Here is a 17517-nt window from a genome sequence, read left to right on the forward strand (position 1 = left end):
GTCAAGTGGGGAAAAGTGGTGGGAAATGGAATTCCCGGGTCGCAAAGGGGTTGCTGAGTGTTTCGCGGTGTCACCCATATCAACCTGGATGCGAAGGGCCGGATCGCCTTTCCAAGCCGCTACCGCGAGCGGTTGCAATCCCTGTGTGAGGGTGAGCTGGTGCTGACGGTGGATCGCGACCACTGTCTGCTGGTGTATCCGCTCCCGGAATGGGAAACCATCGAGCAGAAACTGGTGAACCTGCCCGGGCTCAACCGGACGGCACGGCGACTGCAGCGGCTGCTCATCGGTCACGCCACCGAGTGCCAGCTCGACGGCAACGGCCGCATCCTCGTACCTCCGCCCCTGCGCGAGTTCGCTTCGCTGGATAAACGCACCGTCCTCATCGGCCAGGGCAATAAGTTCGAGCTCTGGGACGAGGCGGAGTGGCTGCGGCGCCGCGCCGAATGGCTGGCGGAGGCGTCGGAGGAAGAGGACCTACCCGCGGAGCTGGAGGCACTGTCACTGTGATGGCCGGCGCGGACGCCAACCAGGGAATGCACCGCCCGGTGCTCGTGGAGGCGGCGGCCGAGGTGTTGTCGCCGCCCACCGACGGCGTCTGCATCGATGCGACCTTCGGGCGGGGCGGCCACGCAGCCCGGCTGCTGGAGCGCCTCGGAGAGGGGGGCGAGCTCTGGCTCATCGATCGGGACCCGGACGCCATCGCTGCTGCCCAGCGGCGTTTCGGTGCCGACCCCCGCTGCCGCATCCGGCGGCAGTCCTTCGCCGAGCTCGGCGCCCTCGCGGAGCGCGAGGGGCTGCGTGGACGGGTGGACGCCTTGCTCCTGGATCTCGGTGTCTCTTCGCCGCAGCTCGACGAGCCCGAGCGGGGATTCAGCTTCCGCCATGACGGGCCGCTGGACATGCGCATGGACCCCGACAGCGGGCCCACCGCTAGGGATTGGCTGGCAGGGGCGGGACCCGGAGAGATCGTGCGGGTGCTGCGTACCTACGGTGAGGAGCGTTACGCCCGACGCGTTGCGAACGCCATCGTCCGTGCCCGCGAGGCCGGGGCGTTGCCGGAGCGCACCACCGGCCTCGCCGAGCTGGTCGCCGCGGCACTCCCGAGGCATGAGCACCACAAGCACCCGGCGACCCGCACCTTCCAGGCCCTGCGCATCGTGGTCAACGGTGAGCTGGAGGCACTGGAGGCGGCCCTGGCGGCGGTACGCTCGCTGCTGGCCCCCGCCGGGCGTCTGGCGGTGATCAGCTTCCATTCCCTGGAGGACCGCATGGTCAAGCGCTTCATCCGCGACGCCAGCCGCGTGGGCGAGCTACCCCCGGGTGTCCCTGAGCCGCCGCCGGAGCGGCGGCCGTGGCTGCGTCCGGTGGGGAGGCCGATACGCGCCGAGGCGGTCGAGACCGAGGGCAACCCCCGGGCGCGGAGCGCGGTAATGCGATGCGCGGAGCGGCTGGCATGAGCTCGGCCTGGGTGATCGCCGGCCTGACGGTCGCGGTGGCGGCCAGCGCGGTGGCTCTGGTCCACACCAAGCACGAGAGCCGCCAGGTGTTCGTCGCCCTGCAAGCCCTCGAGCGCGAACGGGACGCGTTGGATGAGGAGTGGGGGCGGCTGCGCATCGAGCAGGGGACCGTGGCCACCCACGGCCGGGTGGAGCGTCTCGCCCGCGAGCGCTTGGATATGCGGCTTCCGGACAGCGAGGAGATCGTGATCATCAAGGGGTCGGGAACGGCCGGGGGGACGGGGCAGTGAGCAGCACGGGCAAGGCCACCGAAGGGCAAGGGCGCTGGCGCTTCTGCGTCGTCGCCGCCATCCTGGCCCTGCTCGGTTTCGCCCTGGTGGCCCGCGCGGTGGAGATCCAGTTCGTCGAGCGCGACTTCCTCGAGGGGCAGGGGCAGGCACGGCATGTGCGGGTGAACACCATCCCCGCGCACCGTGGCATGATTACCGACCGCTTCGGCGAGCCGCTTGCGATCAGTTCGCCGGTGGATTCGGTCTGGGCGGACCCCGGTCCGCTGCTGGAGGCTAGGGAGCGGATCCCGGGGCTGGCCGAGGCCCTGGGGCTGGATGCAGAGGCCCTTACGCGCAAGCTCGAGCGCCGCCGGGAGCGGGAATTCGTCTACATCCGCCGCCATGTCACCCCCGCGACGGGGCGCCGGATCATGGACCTCCGTATCCCCGGGGTGTCGCTGCAGCGGGAGTACCGCCGGTTCTATCCCACCGGGGAGGTCAGTGGCCACGCCGTGGGCTTCACCAATATCGATGACCGCGGCCAGACGGGCTTGGAGCGCGCCTATGACCGCTGGCTGTCCGGTCGTCCCGGGGCGAAACGGGTGGTGCGCGACCGTATGGGTCGGGTCGTGGAGGACGTGGAGCTGCTCCGAGAGCCGGAGCCGGGGCGGGATCTGACCCTGAGCCTGGACCGGCGCTTGCAATACATCGCCTATCGTTCGCTGAAGTCGGCGGTGCAGCGCCACGACGCCCGTGGTGGGTCGGTGTTGGTGCTGGATGCTCGCAGCGGCGAGGTGCTGGCGATGGCCAACCAGCCAGGCTTCAATCCCAATGACCGCGGCCAGCTCCAGGGCGAGCGCTACCGTAATCGGGCGGTCACCGACGTGATCGAGCCCGGCTCCACCATCAAGCCCTTTGCGGTGGCGGCGGCACTGGAGAGTGGCGACTACCAGCCGACCACGCGGGTGGACGCCGGTCCGGGTTGGATGATGGTGGGCGGGAACACCGTGCAGGACGTACACAACTACGGCGATATCGACGTGGCCACCGTGCTCCAGAAATCGAGCAACGTTGGCATCACGCGCATTGCCCTCTCCCTGGAGCCCGGCGATATCTGGGAGGTGATCGACGCCGCGGGTTTCGGACGCTCCACCGGTAGCGGCTTCCCCGGGGAGGCCGGGGGCTATCTCGACCCCCTGCCACCGGACAGCCGCTTTGAGCGGGCGACGTTGGCCTTCGGCTACGGCCTCTCGGCCACACCCCTGCAGCTCGCCCAGGCCTACGCGGCGCTCGCCAACCGTGGGCGCATGCCGTCGGTGAGCTTCCTGCGTGACGCCGGGGATCAGCCGCCGCGCCGGGTGATTTCCGAGGGTACCGCCGATCAGGTGCTGCAGATGCTCGAGCGGGTGGTGGGCCCGGACGGGACGGCGCAGACGGCGGATATCGGTGGCTATCGGGTCGCCGGTAAGACCGGCACCTCGAAGAAGGCCTCGGCCGGCGGCTACGCCGATGATCGCTACGTGGCCCTGTTCACCGGCGTCGTCCCTGCCAGTGATCCCCGATTCGTGGCGGTGGTGATGGTGGATGAGCCCGGCGGGGACCAATACTACGGCGGCCAGGTGGCCGCCCCGGTGTTCCGCGAGGTCATGTCCCAGGCACTCCGTCTGTATAACGTGCCGCCGGACGCGGGGGATACGCTGGGTGACCTGATGATGGCGGAGGGGCGGCGGCCATGACGGGGCCCTGGGATCTCACCGCGCTGCTGCGGCCCTGGGTCGAGGATGCCCCGGCGGGGGCGATATCGGAGCTGGCCCTGGACAGCCGGGAGGTCCGTCCGGGTGGTGCCTTCCTAGCCGTCCGGGGCAGCCGCTCCCATGGAATACAGCACCTCGAGGACGCCCTGGCGCGGGGCGCCGGCGCCGTGCTCTGGGAGCCCGCCGAAGGGGCGGACGCCGCCGCGGTGGGCGACGCCTGCGCCGCCGCCGGCGTGCCCGTCGTCGCGGTCCCGGGCCTGGCGACGCTGGCCGGACCCATCGCCGCCCGCTTCTTCGGCGAACCCGCGGCGCATCTCCGGCTCGTGGGGGTCACCGGCACCGATGGCAAGACCTCGTGCTCGCATTTCATTGCCCGGGCGCTGGATGGCCGGGATGAGCCCTGGGCGGTCATCGGCACCCTCGGCTGGGGGCAACCGGGCCGGCTCCGGGAGGCCACCCATACCACCCCCGATGCGGTGCAACTGCAGCGCCAGCTGGCGACCCTGGCCGAGGCGGGGGTGCGGGGCGCGGCCATGGAGGTCTCCTCCCACGCCCTGGACCAGCACCGCACCGCCGGGATCACCTTCGCGGTGGCGGTACTGACCAACCTCAGTCGTGATCACCTGGACTATCACGGCAGCGAGGCGGCCTATGCGCGGGCGAAGGCCCGACTGTTCACCGCCCCGCCGCCGAATCACTCGGTGCTCAACCTCGATGATCCTTTTGGTCGGGCGCTTGCCCGCCGATGCGGCGAGGCGGTGATCGGCTACAGCGCAGAGGGCGCCCCGGGTGCCCGTGTCCGCGCCGATGCCGTGCGCCCGCGCCGGGATGGCATGGCGCTGACCCTGCACATCGACGACGCCGCACGGGGGCTGCGCGTCCCGCTCTTCGGCGCCTTCAACGTGGCGAACGTGCTCGCCACCGCCGGGGCCGCCCTGGCCCTGGGCCACGACGTCGACGACCTCGTCACGGCGCTGGGGCGGCTGCGGCCGGTACCCGGTCGGATGGAGGCCCTGGGGGGTGGCGAAGGGCCCACCGTGATCGTCGACTACGCCCATACCCCCGCCGCCCTCGAGGCGGCGCTGGCCGCGACGCGGGCCCATTTCCCGGGACGTCTCACCTGTGTGCTCGGCTGCGGCGGTGATCGCGATCCGGGTAAGCGGCCGCTGATGGCGGGTGCCGCCGAACGCCTCGCTGACGCCGTGGTGCTGACCAGCGACAACCCCCGGGGCGAAGCGCCGGAGCGGATCCTGGCCGACATGCGAGCCGGGCTCGCCGACGCCGGCGCTGCGACGATCCTGGCGGACCGCGGCGAGGCGATCCACGCCGCGGTGACGGCCTCCGGTGCCGGTGATGTGGTGCTGATCGCCGGCAAGGGTCACGAGGCCTGCCAGGTGATCGGCGATCGGGTCCTTCCCTTCAGCGATCGCGACGAGGCGGCCGCCGCACTGGCGAAGCGGGAGGGCGCATGGAGCCGGTGAGGGTCTCTGAGCTCATCGCCGCCCTCGGCGAAGGGCGCCGAATCCACGGCGACGCCATTATCACCGAGGTGTGTATCGACTCCCGCCAGGCCGGGGAGGGCGCGCTGTTCGTGGCCCTGCCCGGTAGTCGCACCGACGGTCATGCCTTCGTGACGGCCGCCCGCGATGCGGGGGCGGCGGCCGCCCTGGTGGCCCGCCCGGTGGAGGATCCGCTACCCCAGTGGCAGGTGGACGACCCCGCGGCGACCCTGGCCCGCCTCGGGGCCTGGGTTCGGGCGCAGGTGGGGGCCACGGTGGTGGCGGTGACCGGCTCCAACGGCAAGACCACGGTCAAGGAGATGATCGCCGCCATACTCCGCCAGGGGGATGAGACCCTTGCCACCGCCGGCAACCTCAATAACGAACTGGGTGTGCCGCTGACGTTGTGCCGTCTCAACGCCGGGCACCGCTATGCCGTCATCGAGATGGGCTGTAATGCGCCCGGGGACATCGCCCGGCTGGCGGCGCTGGCGGCGCCGCACGTGGGCGTGGTGACCAACGCGGGCCCTGCCCATCTGTCGGGGTTGGGCGACATCGCCGGTGTCGCGCGGACAAAGGGTGAACTGTTCGCCGGGCTGCGCCCCGACGGGGTTGCGGTGATCAACGCGGATGACGATTATGCGCCGCTTTGGCAGCAGCTGGCGGGGAGGCGGCGAAAGGTGACGTTCGGGACCACTGACGGCGTGGATGTGCGCGCGGGGGTGAACGCCAGCGGCGATATGCGGTTGCGCCTGCCCGGCGGAGAAGAGCAGACGGTGCGTCTGCGCCATCCCGGCGCCCACAACCGGATCAATGCGGCGGCTGCGGCCGCCGCTTCGCTGGCGGCCGGGGGATCGGCCGCGTGGATACGCCCGGCCCTGGAGCAGCTGGAGGCAATTGGCGGACGCGGCACCGAGCATGGGCTTCGTGGCGGCGTGCGGGTGATCGACGACAGCTACAATGCCAATCCCGCGTCCCTCCGGGCGGCGGTGGACGTATTGGCCGCCGCCCCCGCCGGCTGGGTGGTGCTCGGCGACATGGGCGAGCTCGGTGCGGAGGGTGCTCGGCTGCACCGTGAGGCCGGCGCCTACATGCGCGCTGCGGGCGTGGAGCGCCTGTTCACCCTGGGTCCCCTGGCCGCGGAGGCGGCCCATGGCTTCGGCGAGGGGGCCGCGAGCTTCACCGAGTTGGACGCCCTGGTGGCTGCCCTGGATTCGTCGCTGCGGCCGGGGGTGCGGGTGCTGGTCAAGGGCTCGCGCTCCGCAGCCATGGAGCGGGTGGTGGCCGCCTTGGTCGAGCGTCGCGGCGCGGCGGGGGAGGGCTGATCATGCTGCTCGCCCTGGCAAGCTGGCTGGAGGGGTTCTACAGCGGCTTCAATGTCTTCCAGTACCTCACCTTCCGGGCCATTCTGGGCACCCTGACCGCGCTGGGCATCGCCTTGCTGGTCGGCCCGAGCCTGATCCGCCGGCTCGTGCGCTACCAGATCGGGCAGTACATCCGCGACGAGGGCCCCCAGAGTCATCTGTCCAAGGCCGGCACGCCCACCATGGGCGGTGCCCTGATCCTGGTGGGGATTACCGTAGCGACACTGCTGTGGAGCGACCTCGGCAACCGCTTCGTATGGATGGTGCTGCTGGTGACCCTGGCGTTCGGCCTGATCGGTGGTGTCGATGATTGGTTGAAGCTCACCCGCGGTAACAGCCATGGCCTGTCCGCGCGCACCAAGTACCTGGCCCAGTCGGTGGTCGGGCTGGTGGCGGCGCTGGTGCTGTTCGCCAGCGCCCGCTACCCGGTGGAGACCTCGCTGATCGTGCCGTTCTTCAAGAACGTCATGCTCCCCCTGGGCTGGTTGTTCATCCCGCTGGTGTACTTCGTCATCGTCGGCAGCTCCAACGCGGTGAACCTCACCGACGGCCTGGACGGACTGGCCATCCTGCCCACAGTGCTCGTGGGCGGCGCCCTCGGCGTGTTCGCGTATGCCAGCGGCAATTCGAATTTCGCCGACTACCTGGGTATCCCCTACGTCCACGGTGTCGGCGAGGTGGTGGTGTTCTGCGCCGCCGTCGTCGGCGCGGGGTTGGGGTTTCTCTGGTTCAACACCTATCCCGCCCAGGTGTTCATGGGGGATGTGGGTGCCCTCGCACTGGGCGCCGCGCTGGGGGTGGTCGCCGTGGTGGTACGCCAGGAGCTGGTGCTGTTCATCATGGGCGGGGTGTTCGTGGTGGAGACGGTTTCGGTGATGCTGCAGGTGGCCTCCTACAAGCTCACCGGCCGCCGGATCTTCCGCATGGCGCCGCTGCACCACCACTTCGAGCTCAAGGGCTGGCCGGAGCCCCGGGTGATCGTACGGTTCTGGATCATCACCGTCGTGCTCGTGCTCATCGGGCTGGCGACGCTGAAGTTGCGCTGATGATGATGGCCGTGGAACGCGACAATCCCAGCACAGGCGCCCGGCGGGCGGTGGTGGTCGGCCTCGGCGAGACCGGGCTCGCCTGCGCCCGCCATCTCGCCGCCGCCGGTCATCGGGTGGGGGTCATCGACACCCGGGAGCGCCCGCCCCTGGCCGCCGAGTTGGCGCGGGAGCACCCGGAGATCCCGCGGGCTTGTGGCGCTCTGGACCAGCGGATGCTGTGTGAGGCGGACTTCATCGTGCTGAGCCCGGGGCTGGACCCCCGCGTGCCGGAGATCGCCGCTGCCCGCGAGGCGGGGGTGCCGGTGATCGGCGAGATCGAGCTCTTCGCCCGGGCCGCCAGCGCGCCGGTGATCGCGATCACGGGCTCCAACGGCAAGAGCACGGTGACCACCCTGGTGGCGGCGATGCTGGTCGAGGGCGGTCTGGATGTCGCCGCCGGCGGCAATCTCGGCCCGTCCGCACTCAGCCTGCTGGAGCGGGACACCGAGCCCGATTGCTACGTCCTCGAGCTATCGAGCTTCCAGTTGGAGACGGTGTCCAGCCTCGCGCCCGCGGCCTCGGTGGTGCTGAACATCAGCGCGGATCACCTGGACCGCTACCGGGACCTCGACGATTACGCCGCCACAAAGGCCCGCATCCATGAACGCAGCGCCGCCGTGGTGATCAATCGCGACGACCCGCGGGTGGCGGCCATGGGCCGTCCCGGCGACCGCGGATTCACCCTGGGCGCGCCGGCGGACGGGGACTGGGGCGTCGTCGAGGGGTGGTTCAGCCGCGGCGATGAGCGCTGCTGTCCGCTTGCCTCGTTGGCGCTGCCCGGGCGGCATAACCGCGCCAATGCCCTGGCCGCGTTGGCGCTTGCCGATGCGGTGGGGGTCCCCTGGGAGGCGATGGCGCGGGCGCTGACCGGCTACCGGGGGCTGCCGCACCGGATGGCGCCGGTCGGGCGGTTCCGTGGCCGGGTGTTCTACGACGATTCCAAGGGCACCAATGTCGGTGCCACCGTGGCGGCGGTCTCCGGGGTGGAATCGCCGTTGGTGCTCATTGCTGGCGGCCGCGGCAAGGGCCAGGATTTCCGGCCTCTGGCCGGGGCGTTGCGTGGGCGTGCCCGCGCGGTGGTGGTGCTCGGCGAGGACGCCGCCACCGTGGCCGCGGCAGTGGAGGGGGTTTGCCCGGTGCATCACGCCCGGGATATGGCCGAGGCCGTAGTGCTCGCGGTTACCGCCGCCCAGTCCGGTGACGCGGTGGTGCTGAGCCCCGCCTGCGCGAGCCAGGACATGTATACCGATTATGCCGCCCGTGGCGAGGACTTCCGGCGCCAGGTGGAGGGGCTCGGTGATGACTGATCGTGCCGTCGCCCAACCGCCCCTGCAGCAGACCGCCCCGCTGGCGAGGCTGCTGGACTGGCATTTGATCGTTGCGGTGGCGGTGGTGCTGCTGCTCGGCCTGGTGATGGTGGCGTCGGCGTCGGTGGCCATCGCGGAGCGGGATGCCGGGGCGCCGTTGGTGCTGTTCTACCGCCAGGCGCTCTTCGCCGTTGTGGGCGTGGCCCTCGCCGCCGCGGCGTTCCTATTGGTGGATACCGGCGAGTTGGAGCGCTCCGGGCCGACGCTGCTGGCCGCGGGCCTGTTCCTGCTGGCGATCATCCTGATCCCGGGGATCGGCCGTGAGGTCAATGGCAGCGTGCGCTGGCTGCCGCTGGGGGTGGTCAATCTGCAGGTCTCCGAGGTCGCCAAGCTCTGTGTGTTCATTTACCTGGCCGGTTACGCGGTGCGCCGGCGGGAGGCCATGCGTCGCAGTGCCGGCGGGTTCCTGGTCCCGGTGGCCATACTGGCTCTGGTGGCGGCCCTGTTGCTCGCGGAGCCGGACTTCGGCGCCGCGGCGGTGGTCCTGGCAACGGGGCTGGCGCTGTTGTTCCTGGCCGGGGCCCCGCTGTTGTGGGTTGTCGTCCTGGCCGCGCTCGGGATGGCCTCGGCGGCGGCCCTGGTGGTGGCATCGCCCTATCGCTGGGAACGCCTCACCGCCTTCCTCAATCCCTGGGCCGATCCCTTTGACAGCGGCTTCCAGCTCACCCAGGCCCTCATCGCCGTGGGTCGTGGCGGCTGGTTCGGCGTCGGGCTCGGCAACAGCGTCCAGAAGCTGTTCTATCTGCCGGAGGCGCACACGGACTTCCTGTTCTCGGTGCTCGCGGAAGAACTCGGGGTAATGGGGGTGACCGCCACGGTGGCGCTGTTCGCCTACCTGGTATGGCGGGTGCTGCGCATCGGCAGCGCCGCGATGGCCGCCGGCCGGCCCTTCGGCGCCTATCTCTGCTGGGCGGTGGGCTTCTGGCTGGGCCTGCAGGCCTTCGTGAACATGGGTGTCAACCTGGGTCTGCTGCCCACCAAGGGCCTGACCCTGCCGCTGATGAGCTATGGCGGCAGTAGCCTGGTCATGACCCTGCTGTCGCTGGCCCTGGTGCTGCGGGTGGACTATGAGCGGCGCGCGGCGGTGCGGGAGGTGCAGCCATGAGCGGCGCCGTGCTCATCCTCGCCGGCGGCACCGGTGGTCATGTCTTCCCGGCCCTGGCCGTCGCCGAGGAGCTCCGCCGCCGGGACATCCCCGTGGCCTGGATGGGCACGCGACGGGGGCTGGAGGCCCGGGTGGTGCCGGAGTCCGGCATCCCGTTCCATCCGATCGCGGTGCGTGGCCTGCGCGGCCGGGGGCCGATGGATGCCGTGACCGCGCCGGCGATGCTGCTGCGGGCCCTCGCCCAGGCGATCCGCGTCGTGACCCGGCTGCGGCCCCGCCTGGTGCTGGGGATGGGGGGCTATGTTGCCGGACCCGGGGCACTGGCGGCGTGGCTGTTGCGGCGTCCTCTGGTGATCCATGAACAGAATGCCGTTCCCGGCATGACCAATCGGCGCCTGGCCCGGCTGGCCACGCGCGTGCTCACCGGCTTCGATCGGCCGTTCCCCGGGGCCCCGGCGGCCCGTTTCACCGGCAATCCCGTCCGCGCCGACGTCTGCCGGCTGCCGCCGCCACAGGAGCGCTTCGCCGGGCGCGAGGGGGGGGCGGCGCGGCTGTTGGTCCTCGGCGGGAGCCTGGGCGCGAAGGCGCTCAACGAGGCAGTGCCCGCGGCAGTCACGGCGCTGGCCGCGGGGCGGCGCCCGCTGGTGCGCCACCAGGCGGGGGAGCGCACCCTGGATCTGGCCCGGCAGGCCTATGCCGACGCCGGGATCGATGCGGAGGTGACGCCCTTCATCGAGGACATGGCCGGGGCCTACGGCTGGGCGGACCTGGTGATCTGCCGCGCCGGTGCGCTCACGGTGGCCGAGTTGGCCGCCGCCGGGGTGGGCTCGATCCTCGTCCCCTATCCCCATGCCGTGGACGACCATCAGGCGGCGAATGCCGGCTACCTCACCGAGGCCGGCGCCGCCGAGATGATCCGGCAGCAGGATCTCGCGGTGGATGGGCTCGGCCGACGCTTGGACGCGTTGCTCGGGGATCGCGGCGCGCTCGAGACGATGGCCCGGCGCGCCCGTGAGCGGGGACGCCCGGAGGCGGCGTCGACGGTGGCCTCGGCCTGTCTGGAGGTGGCGCGATGACGGACGGCACGGGCACGGTTATGGATCCAAGCGCCCCGGGGGCCATGGGACGGGTGCGCCGGCTGCACTTTGTGGGCATCGGCGGTGCCGGCATGGGCGGGATCGCGGAGGTGCTGTTCAATCTCGGCTACACGGTCACCGGCTCCGATCTGCGGGAGAATGCGGTGACCCGGCGGCTCGCCGGCCTCGGCGTGCCCGTGGCGATCGGCCATGCCGCGGAGCACGTGCGGGAGGCGGACGCCGTCGTGGTGAGCTCCGCGGTGGGCGAGGACAACCCGGAGGTGCAGGCGGCGCGTTCGGCCCGGCTGCCGGTGGTGCCGCGGGCGGAGATGCTCGCCGAGTTGATGCGCTTCCGCTACGGGGTGGCGGTGGCGGGGACCCATGGCAAGACCACCACCACGAGCCTGGTGGCGAGCCTCCTTGCCGAGGCGGGCCTGGATCCGACCTTCGTCATCGGTGGCCGGCTCAACAGCTCGGCCAGCCATGCCCGCCTCGGCGCCGGTCGTTTCCTGGTCGCCGAGGCGGACGAGAGCGATGCGTCGTTTCTCTACCTCAAGCCCATGATCGCGGTGGTCACCAATATCGATGCCGACCACCTCGGCACCTACGAGGGGGATTTCCAGCGCCTCCGCGGGACCTTCCTGGAGTTCCTGCACCACCTGCCGTTCTATGGGCTGGCGGTATTGTGTATCGACGACCCGGAGGTGGTTGGCCTGTTGGGTGAGATCACCCGGCCGGTGCGTACCTATGGTTTCGCCGAGGGGGCCGACGTTCGCGCCCGCAACGTCCGCCAGAACGGCGCGCAGACCCGTTTCGAGGTGGAGCTGGCCGGTCGGGAACCCTTCGAGGTCACCCTCAACCTGCCGGGTCGGCATAACGTGGAGAACGCCCTGGCGGCCATCGCCATTGCCGCGGAGCTGGAGGTGCCCCGCGAGGCGATCGTGACCGCGCTGGCCGGCTTCGAGGGCATCGGCCGGCGCTTCCAGGTCTACGGCGAGCTCAGCCTGGATGGGCGTCGGGCCCTGCTGGTGGATGATTACGCCCACCATCCCCGGGAGATCGCGGCAGTGATCCGCGCGGTCCGCGAGGGTTGGCCGGCCCGCCGCTTGGTGGTGGCGTTCCAGCCCCACCGTTATAGCCGTACCCAAGAGCTCTTCGACGACTTCGTGCGTGTGCTCTCTGAGGCCGATGTGCTGCTGGTCACCGACGTCTATGGCGCCGGTGAGGCGCCGTTGCCCGGTGCCGATGCCGCTGCGCTGTGCCGGGCCATCCGCGCGCGGGGCCAGGTGAACCCCGTGTACGCGCCGGATCTCGACGAGCTCTGCACCGTGGTCCCCAACGTCCTCGCCGACGGTGACCTGCTGATCACCCTCGGGGCGGGCAGCATCGGCGGCGTCGCATCGCGGCTGATGGCCGACTCCGACGGGGGGGAGGGGTCATGAGGGCGGGCCGCGGCGAGCTCCGGCGTGACGAGCCCATGGCGCGGCATACGTCCTGGCGTGTCGGTGGTCCGGCGGACTGGCTCTACCGGCCCGCCGGCGCGGAGGACCTGGCGGCCTTTCTGGCCGGGCTGGACGAGGGCGTCCCGGTGTACTGGGCGGGTCTCGGCAGCAATCTGCTGGTGCGCGACGGTGGGATCCGCGGGGTCGTGATCCAACCCCAGCGGGGCCTCGGGACGCTCGAGGTCTCGGCGCAGGGCACGGTCACGGCGGGGGCCGGCGTGCCCTGCGCCAAGCTTGCCCGTACCTGCGGCCGCCATGGGCTGGTGGGCGCGGAGTTCTTCGCCGGCATCCCCGGACTGTTCGGTGGCGCCCTCGCCATGAACGCGGGGGCCTGGGGTGGCGAGACTTGGGCCCATGTGCTGGCGGTGGAAACCATCGACCGCCTTGGGCGGCGGCGCTGGCGCCCTCGGGAGGACTACGAGGTCGGTTATCGCAGCGTTACCGGCCCGGACGGGGAATGGTTCATCACCGCGCGGCTCGGCTTCGCCGCCGGCGGCGATCCCGCGGCCCTGGCGGAGCGGGTGCGCGGCCTGCTCGCCGAGCGCGCCGCACGCCAGCCCATGGGGGAGGCGAGCTGCGGCTCGGTGTTCCGCAATCCGACGGGTGATCACGCCGCGCGGCTCATTGAGGCCGCCGGGCTCAAGGGCGAGCGCCTCGGCGGGGCACGGGTCAGCGACAAGCACGCGAACTTTATCATCAACGACGGTGGCGCCACCGCGTCCGACATCGAGGCACTGATCACCCGCGTGATCGAGGTGGTGGCCGAGCGCCACGGGGTGCACCTGGAGCCGGAGGTGCGCATCGTCGGCGAGGAGGCAGGAGATGACTGAGACGCCCTGGGGGGATCCCAGCCAGGCCGGGCGCGTGGCCGTGCTCCTGGGGGGGTGGTCGGCGGAACGCGAGATATCGCTGAAAAGCGGTGCCGCGATGCTGGCCGCACTCCGGGCCCGGGGAGTGGACGCCCACGCCTTCGATCCCCGCGAGGAGCCACTGGATGCCCTGAGCGGCTACGACCGCGCGGTGGTCGCCCTGCACGGTCGCGGCGGCGAGGACGGGGTCATCCAGGGGGCGCTGGAGGCCATGGGCGTGCCCTATACCGGCAGTGGCGTGCTGGGCTCGGCCATCGCCATGGACAAGCTGCGCACCAAGCTGATCTGGCGAGGCCTGGATCTGCCGACCCCGGCGTTCCGACGGCTGGGTGCGGACACCGACTGGGCGGCGGCGGTCGAGGCCCTGGGTCTGCCGTTGATCGTCAAGCCCGCCCACGAGGGTTCCAGCCTGGGCATGAGCCGGGTGGACGACGTCGGGGATCTGGCCACCGCCTGGTCCCGGGCCGCCGACTACGACACCACCGTCTTCGCCGAGCGCTGGATCGAGGGTGAGGAGTACACGGTGACCCTGCTCGAGGGCGAGGCCCTGCCGACGATCCGTATCGAGGCGGGCCGCGGCTTCTACGATTTCGACGCCAAGTACCTGGCCGACGATACCCGCATGCACTGCCCCTGCGGGCTGGCCGAGGCCGACGAGGCCGAGCTCGCGGCCCTGGCGCGGCAGGCGTTCGAGGCCGTTGGCGCCGAGGGTTGGGGCCGGGTGGATGCGATGCGCGACGCGGACGGGAGGTTCTGGCTGCTCGAGGTGAACACCGTGCCCGGGATGACCGACCACTCCCTGGTGCCGGCCGCCGCTCGGGTGGTGGGTCTCGGCATGGAGGAGCTGGTTTGGCGGATCCTGCGGACCAGCGGCGGACGGGATCGGGTGCGATGGGGGCGGTGATGGCGATGGACGCAGGCGGGGGAGCGCGGGACGCGGGCGCCTGGAAGATCGTCCTCGGCGCGGCGGTCGTCATCGCCGTCGCCGCGGCCTTTGCCTTGGATAGGCTGCACGCCCTCGCGCTGTTTCCCGTCCAAGCGGTGCGCTTCGAGGGGGATATCGTTCACGTCTCCGACCAGGCGCTGCGCTCGGCGGTGGCGCCCCACCTGGAGGGGGGGCTGCTGTTCGTGGACCTCGCCGAGATTCGGGGGGCGGTGACGGCGCTGCCCTGGGTGTCCTCGGCCTCGGTATGGCGGGTCTGGCCCGACGGGCTGCGGATCCGCGTCGACGAGCACGAGCCCGTCGCCCGCTGGGGGGAAGGGGCGCTGCTGACCGCTGCCGGCGAGCGGTTCCGCCCGGAACGACGTCCCGCGGGCCTGCCGGCGCTGGCTGGCCCCGATGGCTCGGCGGCGAGGGTGCTCGAGCGTTTCCGGACCCTGGGGCAGCGCCTCGGGGAGATCGACGCCGAGCCGGTGGCGGTGGGGCTCGATGAGCGCCGGGCCCTGCGGGTGACCTTGGAGGACGGGGTGGTGCTGCGTTTCGGCCGGGATCACTTCGATGTCCGGCTGCAGCGGCTGATCGATGCCTGGCCGGCCATCAACCGCTACGCCGGCGAGCGGAGCATCGCGGCGGTGGATACCCGCTACCCCAACGGCCTGGCGGTGCAGTGGGCGCCGCCGGCGGATGAGCAAAACAACGGAGGGGACCCGAACCGATGAATCGCAAGCAGGACAGCGATCTGCTGGTGGGCCTGGACGTGGGCACATCAAAGGTGGTGGCCATCGTCGGCGCCCTCAAGGACAGCGGTGAGCTCGAGATCGTGGGCATCGGCTCCCATCCCTCCCGCGGGCTGAAGAAGGGGGTGGTGGTCAATATCGAGTCCACCGTGCAGTCCATCCAGCGCGCCGTGGAGGAGGCGGAGCTGATGGCCGGCTGCGAGATCGAGTCGGTGTACACCGGCATCGCGGGCAGCCACGTGCGCTCGCTGAACTCCCACGGCATCGTCGCCATCCGCGACCGCGAGGTCTCCTCCGGCGACGTGGAGCGGGTCCTGGACGCCGCCCGGGCGGTGGCCATCCCCGCCGACCAGAAGATCCTCCACCTGCTGCCCCAGGAATACATCATCGACAGCCAGGAGGGCATCCGCGAGCCGGTGGGGATGTCCGGGGTACGCCTGGAGGCCAAGGTGCACATGGTCACCGGCGCGGTGAGCGCGGCGCAGAACATCGTCAAGTGCGTGCGCCGCTGTGGGTTGGAGGTGGACGACGTCATCCTCGAGCAGCTCGCCTCCGCCCAGGCGGTGCTCACCGACGACGAAAAGGAGCTCGGCGTCTGCCTGGTGGACATCGGCGGCGGCACCACCGACATCGCGGTGTTCACCGAGGGGGCCATCCGCCACACGGCGGTCATCCCCATTGCCGGCGACCAGGTGACCAACGACATCGCGGTGGCACTGCGGACGCCCACGCAGCACGCCGAGGAGATCAAGGTCAAATACGCCTGCGCGCTCTCCCAGCTGGCCAGCCCCGACGAGACCATCGAAGTGCCCTCCGTGGGGGATCGGCCGCCGCGGCGGCTGTCCCGCCAGACCCTCGCCGAGGTGGTGGAGCCGCGCTACGAGGAGCTGATGACGCTGGTGCAAAACGAGCTCCGGCGCAGCGGCTTTGAGGATCTCATGGCCGCCGGTGTGGTGCTCACCGGCGGCAGCTCAAAGATGGAGGGGGCCATGGAGCTGGCCGAGGAGGTATTTCACATGCCGGTGCGCCTGGGCATCCCCCAGGGCGTCACCGGCCTCACCGATGTCGTACGCAACCCGGTGCATGCCACGGGCACCGGGCTGCTGCTTTTTGGCAGTCGCAAGCAACACAACGAGGCGAGCCTGGCCGCCGAGGAGGCGGCGGCGGGTCGTGGCTTCGGCGCGTTGTGGAACCGGATGAAGGGATGGTTCCAGGGGAACCTGTGACGGCATGACCCAGTGACAACAAGCCGCTCGAGCGGTGCTCGGAAAGGAGACGCGATATGAAGTTCGAACTCATGGACTCGTTCAGCCAGAACGCAGTGATCAAGGTGATCGGTGTCGGCGGCGGCGGCGGCAACGCCGTCCAGCACATGGTCTCGGCGGACGTGGAGGGCGTGGATTTCATCTGCGCCAACACCGATGCCCAGGCCCTGCGCAACACCTCCTCCAAGACCACCCTGCAGCTAGGGGCCAACATCACCAAGGGCCTCGGTGCGGGTGCCGATCCCAACGTGGGCTATGAGGCCGCCATGGAGGACCGGGACCGCATCGCCGAGGTCCTCGACGGTGCGGACATGGTGTTCATTACCGCCGGCATGGGCGGTGGAACCGGTACCGGCGCGGCCCCCGTGGTCGCCGAGGTGGCCAAGGAGATGAACATCCTCACGGTGGCCGTGGTCACCAAGCCCTTCCCCTTCGAGGGGGGTAAGCGCCTGGGTGTGGCCCAGGAGGGCATCAAGGAGCTCGGCCGGCAGGTGGATTCGCTGATCACTATCCCCAACGAGAAGCTCCTGTCGGTGCTCGGCAAGGAGCTCACCCTGCTCAACGCCTTCAAGTCGGCCAACGACGTGTTGCTCGGTGCGGTCAAGGGGATCGCCGAGCTGATCACCCGTCCCGGGCTGATCAACGTGGACTTCGCCGATGTGCGTACCATCATGTCCGAGATGGGCATGGCGGTGATGGGCTCCGGCTACGCCTCCGGCGAGGGTCGTGCCCGGGAGGCCGCGGAGCGGGCCATCGCCTCGCCGCTGCTCGAGGACACCAACATCTCCGGCGCCCGGGGCATCCTGGTCAACGTCACCGCCGGCATGGATCTCTCCATCGGCGAGTTCGAGGAGGTGGGCAATACCGTCAAGGAGTTCTCCTCCGACGATGCCACCGTGGTGGTGGGCACCGTCATCGATCCGGAGCTGGAGAACGAGCTTCGCGTGACCGTGGTGGCCACCGGGCTCGGCGAGGGCCGGGCAGCCCAGCCCGCCGAGAAGGCGGAGAAGGCTACGGTGACCCGCGCGCGGCAGTCGAGCGAGGTGGATTATCAGCAGCTCGAGCGTCCGGCGGTGATCCGCAAGAAGGCGGCCAACGACCGCCCCGGTGAGCAGCAGGATGGGGACATGGATTACTTGGATATCCCGGCGTTCCTGCGGCGCCAGGCGGACTGAGCTCCGCCCGGCGCCGGCGGCTGGCGCGTCTCCCGTAGCTTGGCCGG

The 17517-nt window shown here is 70.9% G+C and carries 16 protein-coding genes; all 16 read left to right on the forward strand.

Features of this window, described 5'->3' with window-relative positions; genetic code table 11:
• Positions 1-57: 57 nt before the first annotated feature.
• From mraZ to ftsZ, 16 genes are read left to right on the forward strand one after another with little or no spacing between them, the layout of a single operon-like run.
• Positions 58-510, forward strand: a complete 453-nt coding sequence (gene mraZ, locus ACQ754_RS10015; protein WP_440996886.1) for a division/cell wall cluster transcriptional repressor MraZ — start codon at positions 58-60, stop codon at positions 508-510.
• A complete protein-coding gene (rsmH, locus tag ACQ754_RS10020) occupies positions 510-1460 on the forward strand; it encodes a 16S rRNA (cytosine(1402)-N(4))-methyltransferase RsmH (protein ID WP_440996887.1) in 951 nt (316 codons plus the stop codon). Before mraZ ends, rsmH begins: the two co-directional genes overlap by 1 nt.
• Positions 1457-1750, forward strand: coding sequence for a cell division protein FtsL (gene ftsL, locus ACQ754_RS10025; RefSeq protein WP_440996888.1), 294 nt, complete (start codon positions 1457-1459; stop codon positions 1748-1750). The genes rsmH and ftsL overlap by 4 nt, the downstream gene beginning before the upstream one ends.
• Positions 1747-3465: a peptidoglycan D,D-transpeptidase FtsI family protein gene (locus ACQ754_RS10030; RefSeq protein WP_440996889.1), complete on the forward strand. Its 1719-nt coding sequence runs from the start codon at positions 1747-1749 to the stop codon at positions 3463-3465. Before ftsL ends, ACQ754_RS10030 begins: the two co-directional genes overlap by 4 nt.
• Positions 3462-4964, forward strand: a complete 1503-nt coding sequence (locus ACQ754_RS10035) for a UDP-N-acetylmuramoyl-L-alanyl-D-glutamate--2,6-diaminopimelate ligase (RefSeq protein ID WP_440996890.1) — start codon at positions 3462-3464, stop codon at positions 4962-4964. Before ACQ754_RS10030 ends, ACQ754_RS10035 begins: the two co-directional genes overlap by 4 nt.
• Positions 4952-6307 (forward strand): UDP-N-acetylmuramoyl-tripeptide--D-alanyl-D-alanine ligase, encoded by a 1356-nt coding sequence (locus ACQ754_RS10040; protein WP_440996891.1) that lies wholly within the window; start codon positions 4952-4954, stop codon positions 6305-6307. The genes ACQ754_RS10035 and ACQ754_RS10040 overlap by 13 nt, the downstream gene beginning before the upstream one ends.
• A 2-nt stretch (positions 6308-6309) precedes the next feature.
• Complete coding sequence (mraY, locus tag ACQ754_RS10045; RefSeq protein ID WP_440996892.1) at positions 6310-7392, forward strand: phospho-N-acetylmuramoyl-pentapeptide-transferase; 1083 nt, start codon at positions 6310-6312, stop codon at positions 7390-7392.
• Entirely contained in the window at positions 7392-8741 is a 1350-nt protein-coding gene (gene murD, locus ACQ754_RS10050; RefSeq protein ID WP_440996893.1) for a UDP-N-acetylmuramoyl-L-alanine--D-glutamate ligase, read from the forward strand. Before mraY ends, murD begins: the two co-directional genes overlap by 1 nt.
• Positions 8734-9906, forward strand: a complete 1173-nt coding sequence (gene ftsW / locus ACQ754_RS10055) for a putative lipid II flippase FtsW (protein WP_440996894.1) — start codon at positions 8734-8736, stop codon at positions 9904-9906. Before murD ends, ftsW begins: the two co-directional genes overlap by 8 nt.
• Entirely contained in the window at positions 9903-10982 is a 1080-nt protein-coding gene (murG, locus tag ACQ754_RS10060) for an undecaprenyldiphospho-muramoylpentapeptide beta-N-acetylglucosaminyltransferase (RefSeq protein ID WP_440996895.1), read from the forward strand. Before ftsW ends, murG begins: the two co-directional genes overlap by 4 nt.
• Positions 10979-12424: a UDP-N-acetylmuramate--L-alanine ligase gene (gene murC / locus ACQ754_RS10065; protein ID WP_440996896.1), complete on the forward strand. Its 1446-nt coding sequence runs from the start codon at positions 10979-10981 to the stop codon at positions 12422-12424. The genes murG and murC overlap by 4 nt, the downstream gene beginning before the upstream one ends.
• Positions 12421-13314, forward strand: coding sequence for a UDP-N-acetylmuramate dehydrogenase (gene murB, locus ACQ754_RS10070; protein WP_440996897.1), 894 nt, complete (start codon positions 12421-12423; stop codon positions 13312-13314). The genes murC and murB overlap by 4 nt, the downstream gene beginning before the upstream one ends.
• On the forward strand, positions 13307-14257 hold the full coding sequence (locus ACQ754_RS10075) for a D-alanine--D-alanine ligase (protein WP_440996898.1): 951 nt from the start codon (positions 13307-13309) through the stop codon (positions 14255-14257). Before murB ends, ACQ754_RS10075 begins: the two co-directional genes overlap by 8 nt.
• Complete coding sequence (locus tag ACQ754_RS10080; RefSeq protein WP_440996899.1) at positions 14257-15012, forward strand: cell division protein FtsQ/DivIB; 756 nt, start codon at positions 14257-14259, stop codon at positions 15010-15012. The genes ACQ754_RS10075 and ACQ754_RS10080 overlap by 1 nt, the downstream gene beginning before the upstream one ends.
• Positions 15009-16256: a cell division protein FtsA gene (ftsA, locus tag ACQ754_RS10085; protein ID WP_440996900.1), complete on the forward strand. Its 1248-nt coding sequence runs from the start codon at positions 15009-15011 to the stop codon at positions 16254-16256. Before ACQ754_RS10080 ends, ftsA begins: the two co-directional genes overlap by 4 nt.
• Positions 16257-16312: 56 nt before the next feature.
• The gene (ftsZ, locus tag ACQ754_RS10090) at positions 16313-17470 is read left to right on the forward strand and encodes a cell division protein FtsZ (protein WP_440996901.1); all 1158 of its coding nucleotides are present in this window, start codon (positions 16313-16315) and stop codon (positions 17468-17470) included.
• The last annotated feature ends 47 nt before the right edge of the window (positions 17471-17517 follow it).

Source organism: Arhodomonas sp. SL1, assembly GCF_052060015.1.
Lineage (GTDB): Bacteria > Pseudomonadota > Gammaproteobacteria > Nitrococcales > Nitrococcaceae > Arhodomonas.

Excerpts from the sequence above, each read along its gene's own strand:
- rsmH (WP_440996887.1), top strand. The coding sequence starts at position 510 with ATGGCCGGCGCGGACGCCAACCAGGGAATGCACCGCCCGGTGCTCGTG.
- ftsL (WP_440996888.1), top strand. The coding sequence starts at position 1,457 with ATGAGCTCGGCCTGGGTGATCGCCGGCCTGACGGTCGCGGTGGCGGCC.
- ACQ754_RS10035 (WP_440996890.1), top strand. The coding sequence starts at position 3,462 with ATGACGGGGCCCTGGGATCTCACCGCGCTGCTGCGGCCCTGGGTCGAG.
- ACQ754_RS10040 (WP_440996891.1), top strand. The coding sequence starts at position 4,952 with ATGGAGCCGGTGAGGGTCTCTGAGCTCATCGCCGCCCTCGGCGAAGGG.
- mraY (WP_440996892.1), top strand. The coding sequence starts at position 6,310 with ATGCTGCTCGCCCTGGCAAGCTGGCTGGAGGGGTTCTACAGCGGCTTC.
- murD (WP_440996893.1), top strand. The coding sequence starts at position 7,392 with ATGATGATGGCCGTGGAACGCGACAATCCCAGCACAGGCGCCCGGCGG.
- ftsW (WP_440996894.1), top strand. The coding sequence starts at position 8,734 with ATGACTGATCGTGCCGTCGCCCAACCGCCCCTGCAGCAGACCGCCCCG.
- murG (WP_440996895.1), top strand. The coding sequence starts at position 9,903 with ATGAGCGGCGCCGTGCTCATCCTCGCCGGCGGCACCGGTGGTCATGTC.
- murC (WP_440996896.1), top strand. The coding sequence starts at position 10,979 with ATGACGGACGGCACGGGCACGGTTATGGATCCAAGCGCCCCGGGGGCC.
- murB (WP_440996897.1), top strand. The coding sequence starts at position 12,421 with ATGAGGGCGGGCCGCGGCGAGCTCCGGCGTGACGAGCCCATGGCGCGG.
- ACQ754_RS10075 (WP_440996898.1), top strand. The coding sequence starts at position 13,307 with ATGACTGAGACGCCCTGGGGGGATCCCAGCCAGGCCGGGCGCGTGGCC.
- ACQ754_RS10080 (WP_440996899.1), top strand. The coding sequence starts at position 14,257 with ATGGCGATGGACGCAGGCGGGGGAGCGCGGGACGCGGGCGCCTGGAAG.
- ftsA (WP_440996900.1), top strand. The coding sequence starts at position 15,009 with ATGAATCGCAAGCAGGACAGCGATCTGCTGGTGGGCCTGGACGTGGGC.
- ftsZ (WP_440996901.1), top strand. The coding sequence starts at position 16,313 with ATGAAGTTCGAACTCATGGACTCGTTCAGCCAGAACGCAGTGATCAAG.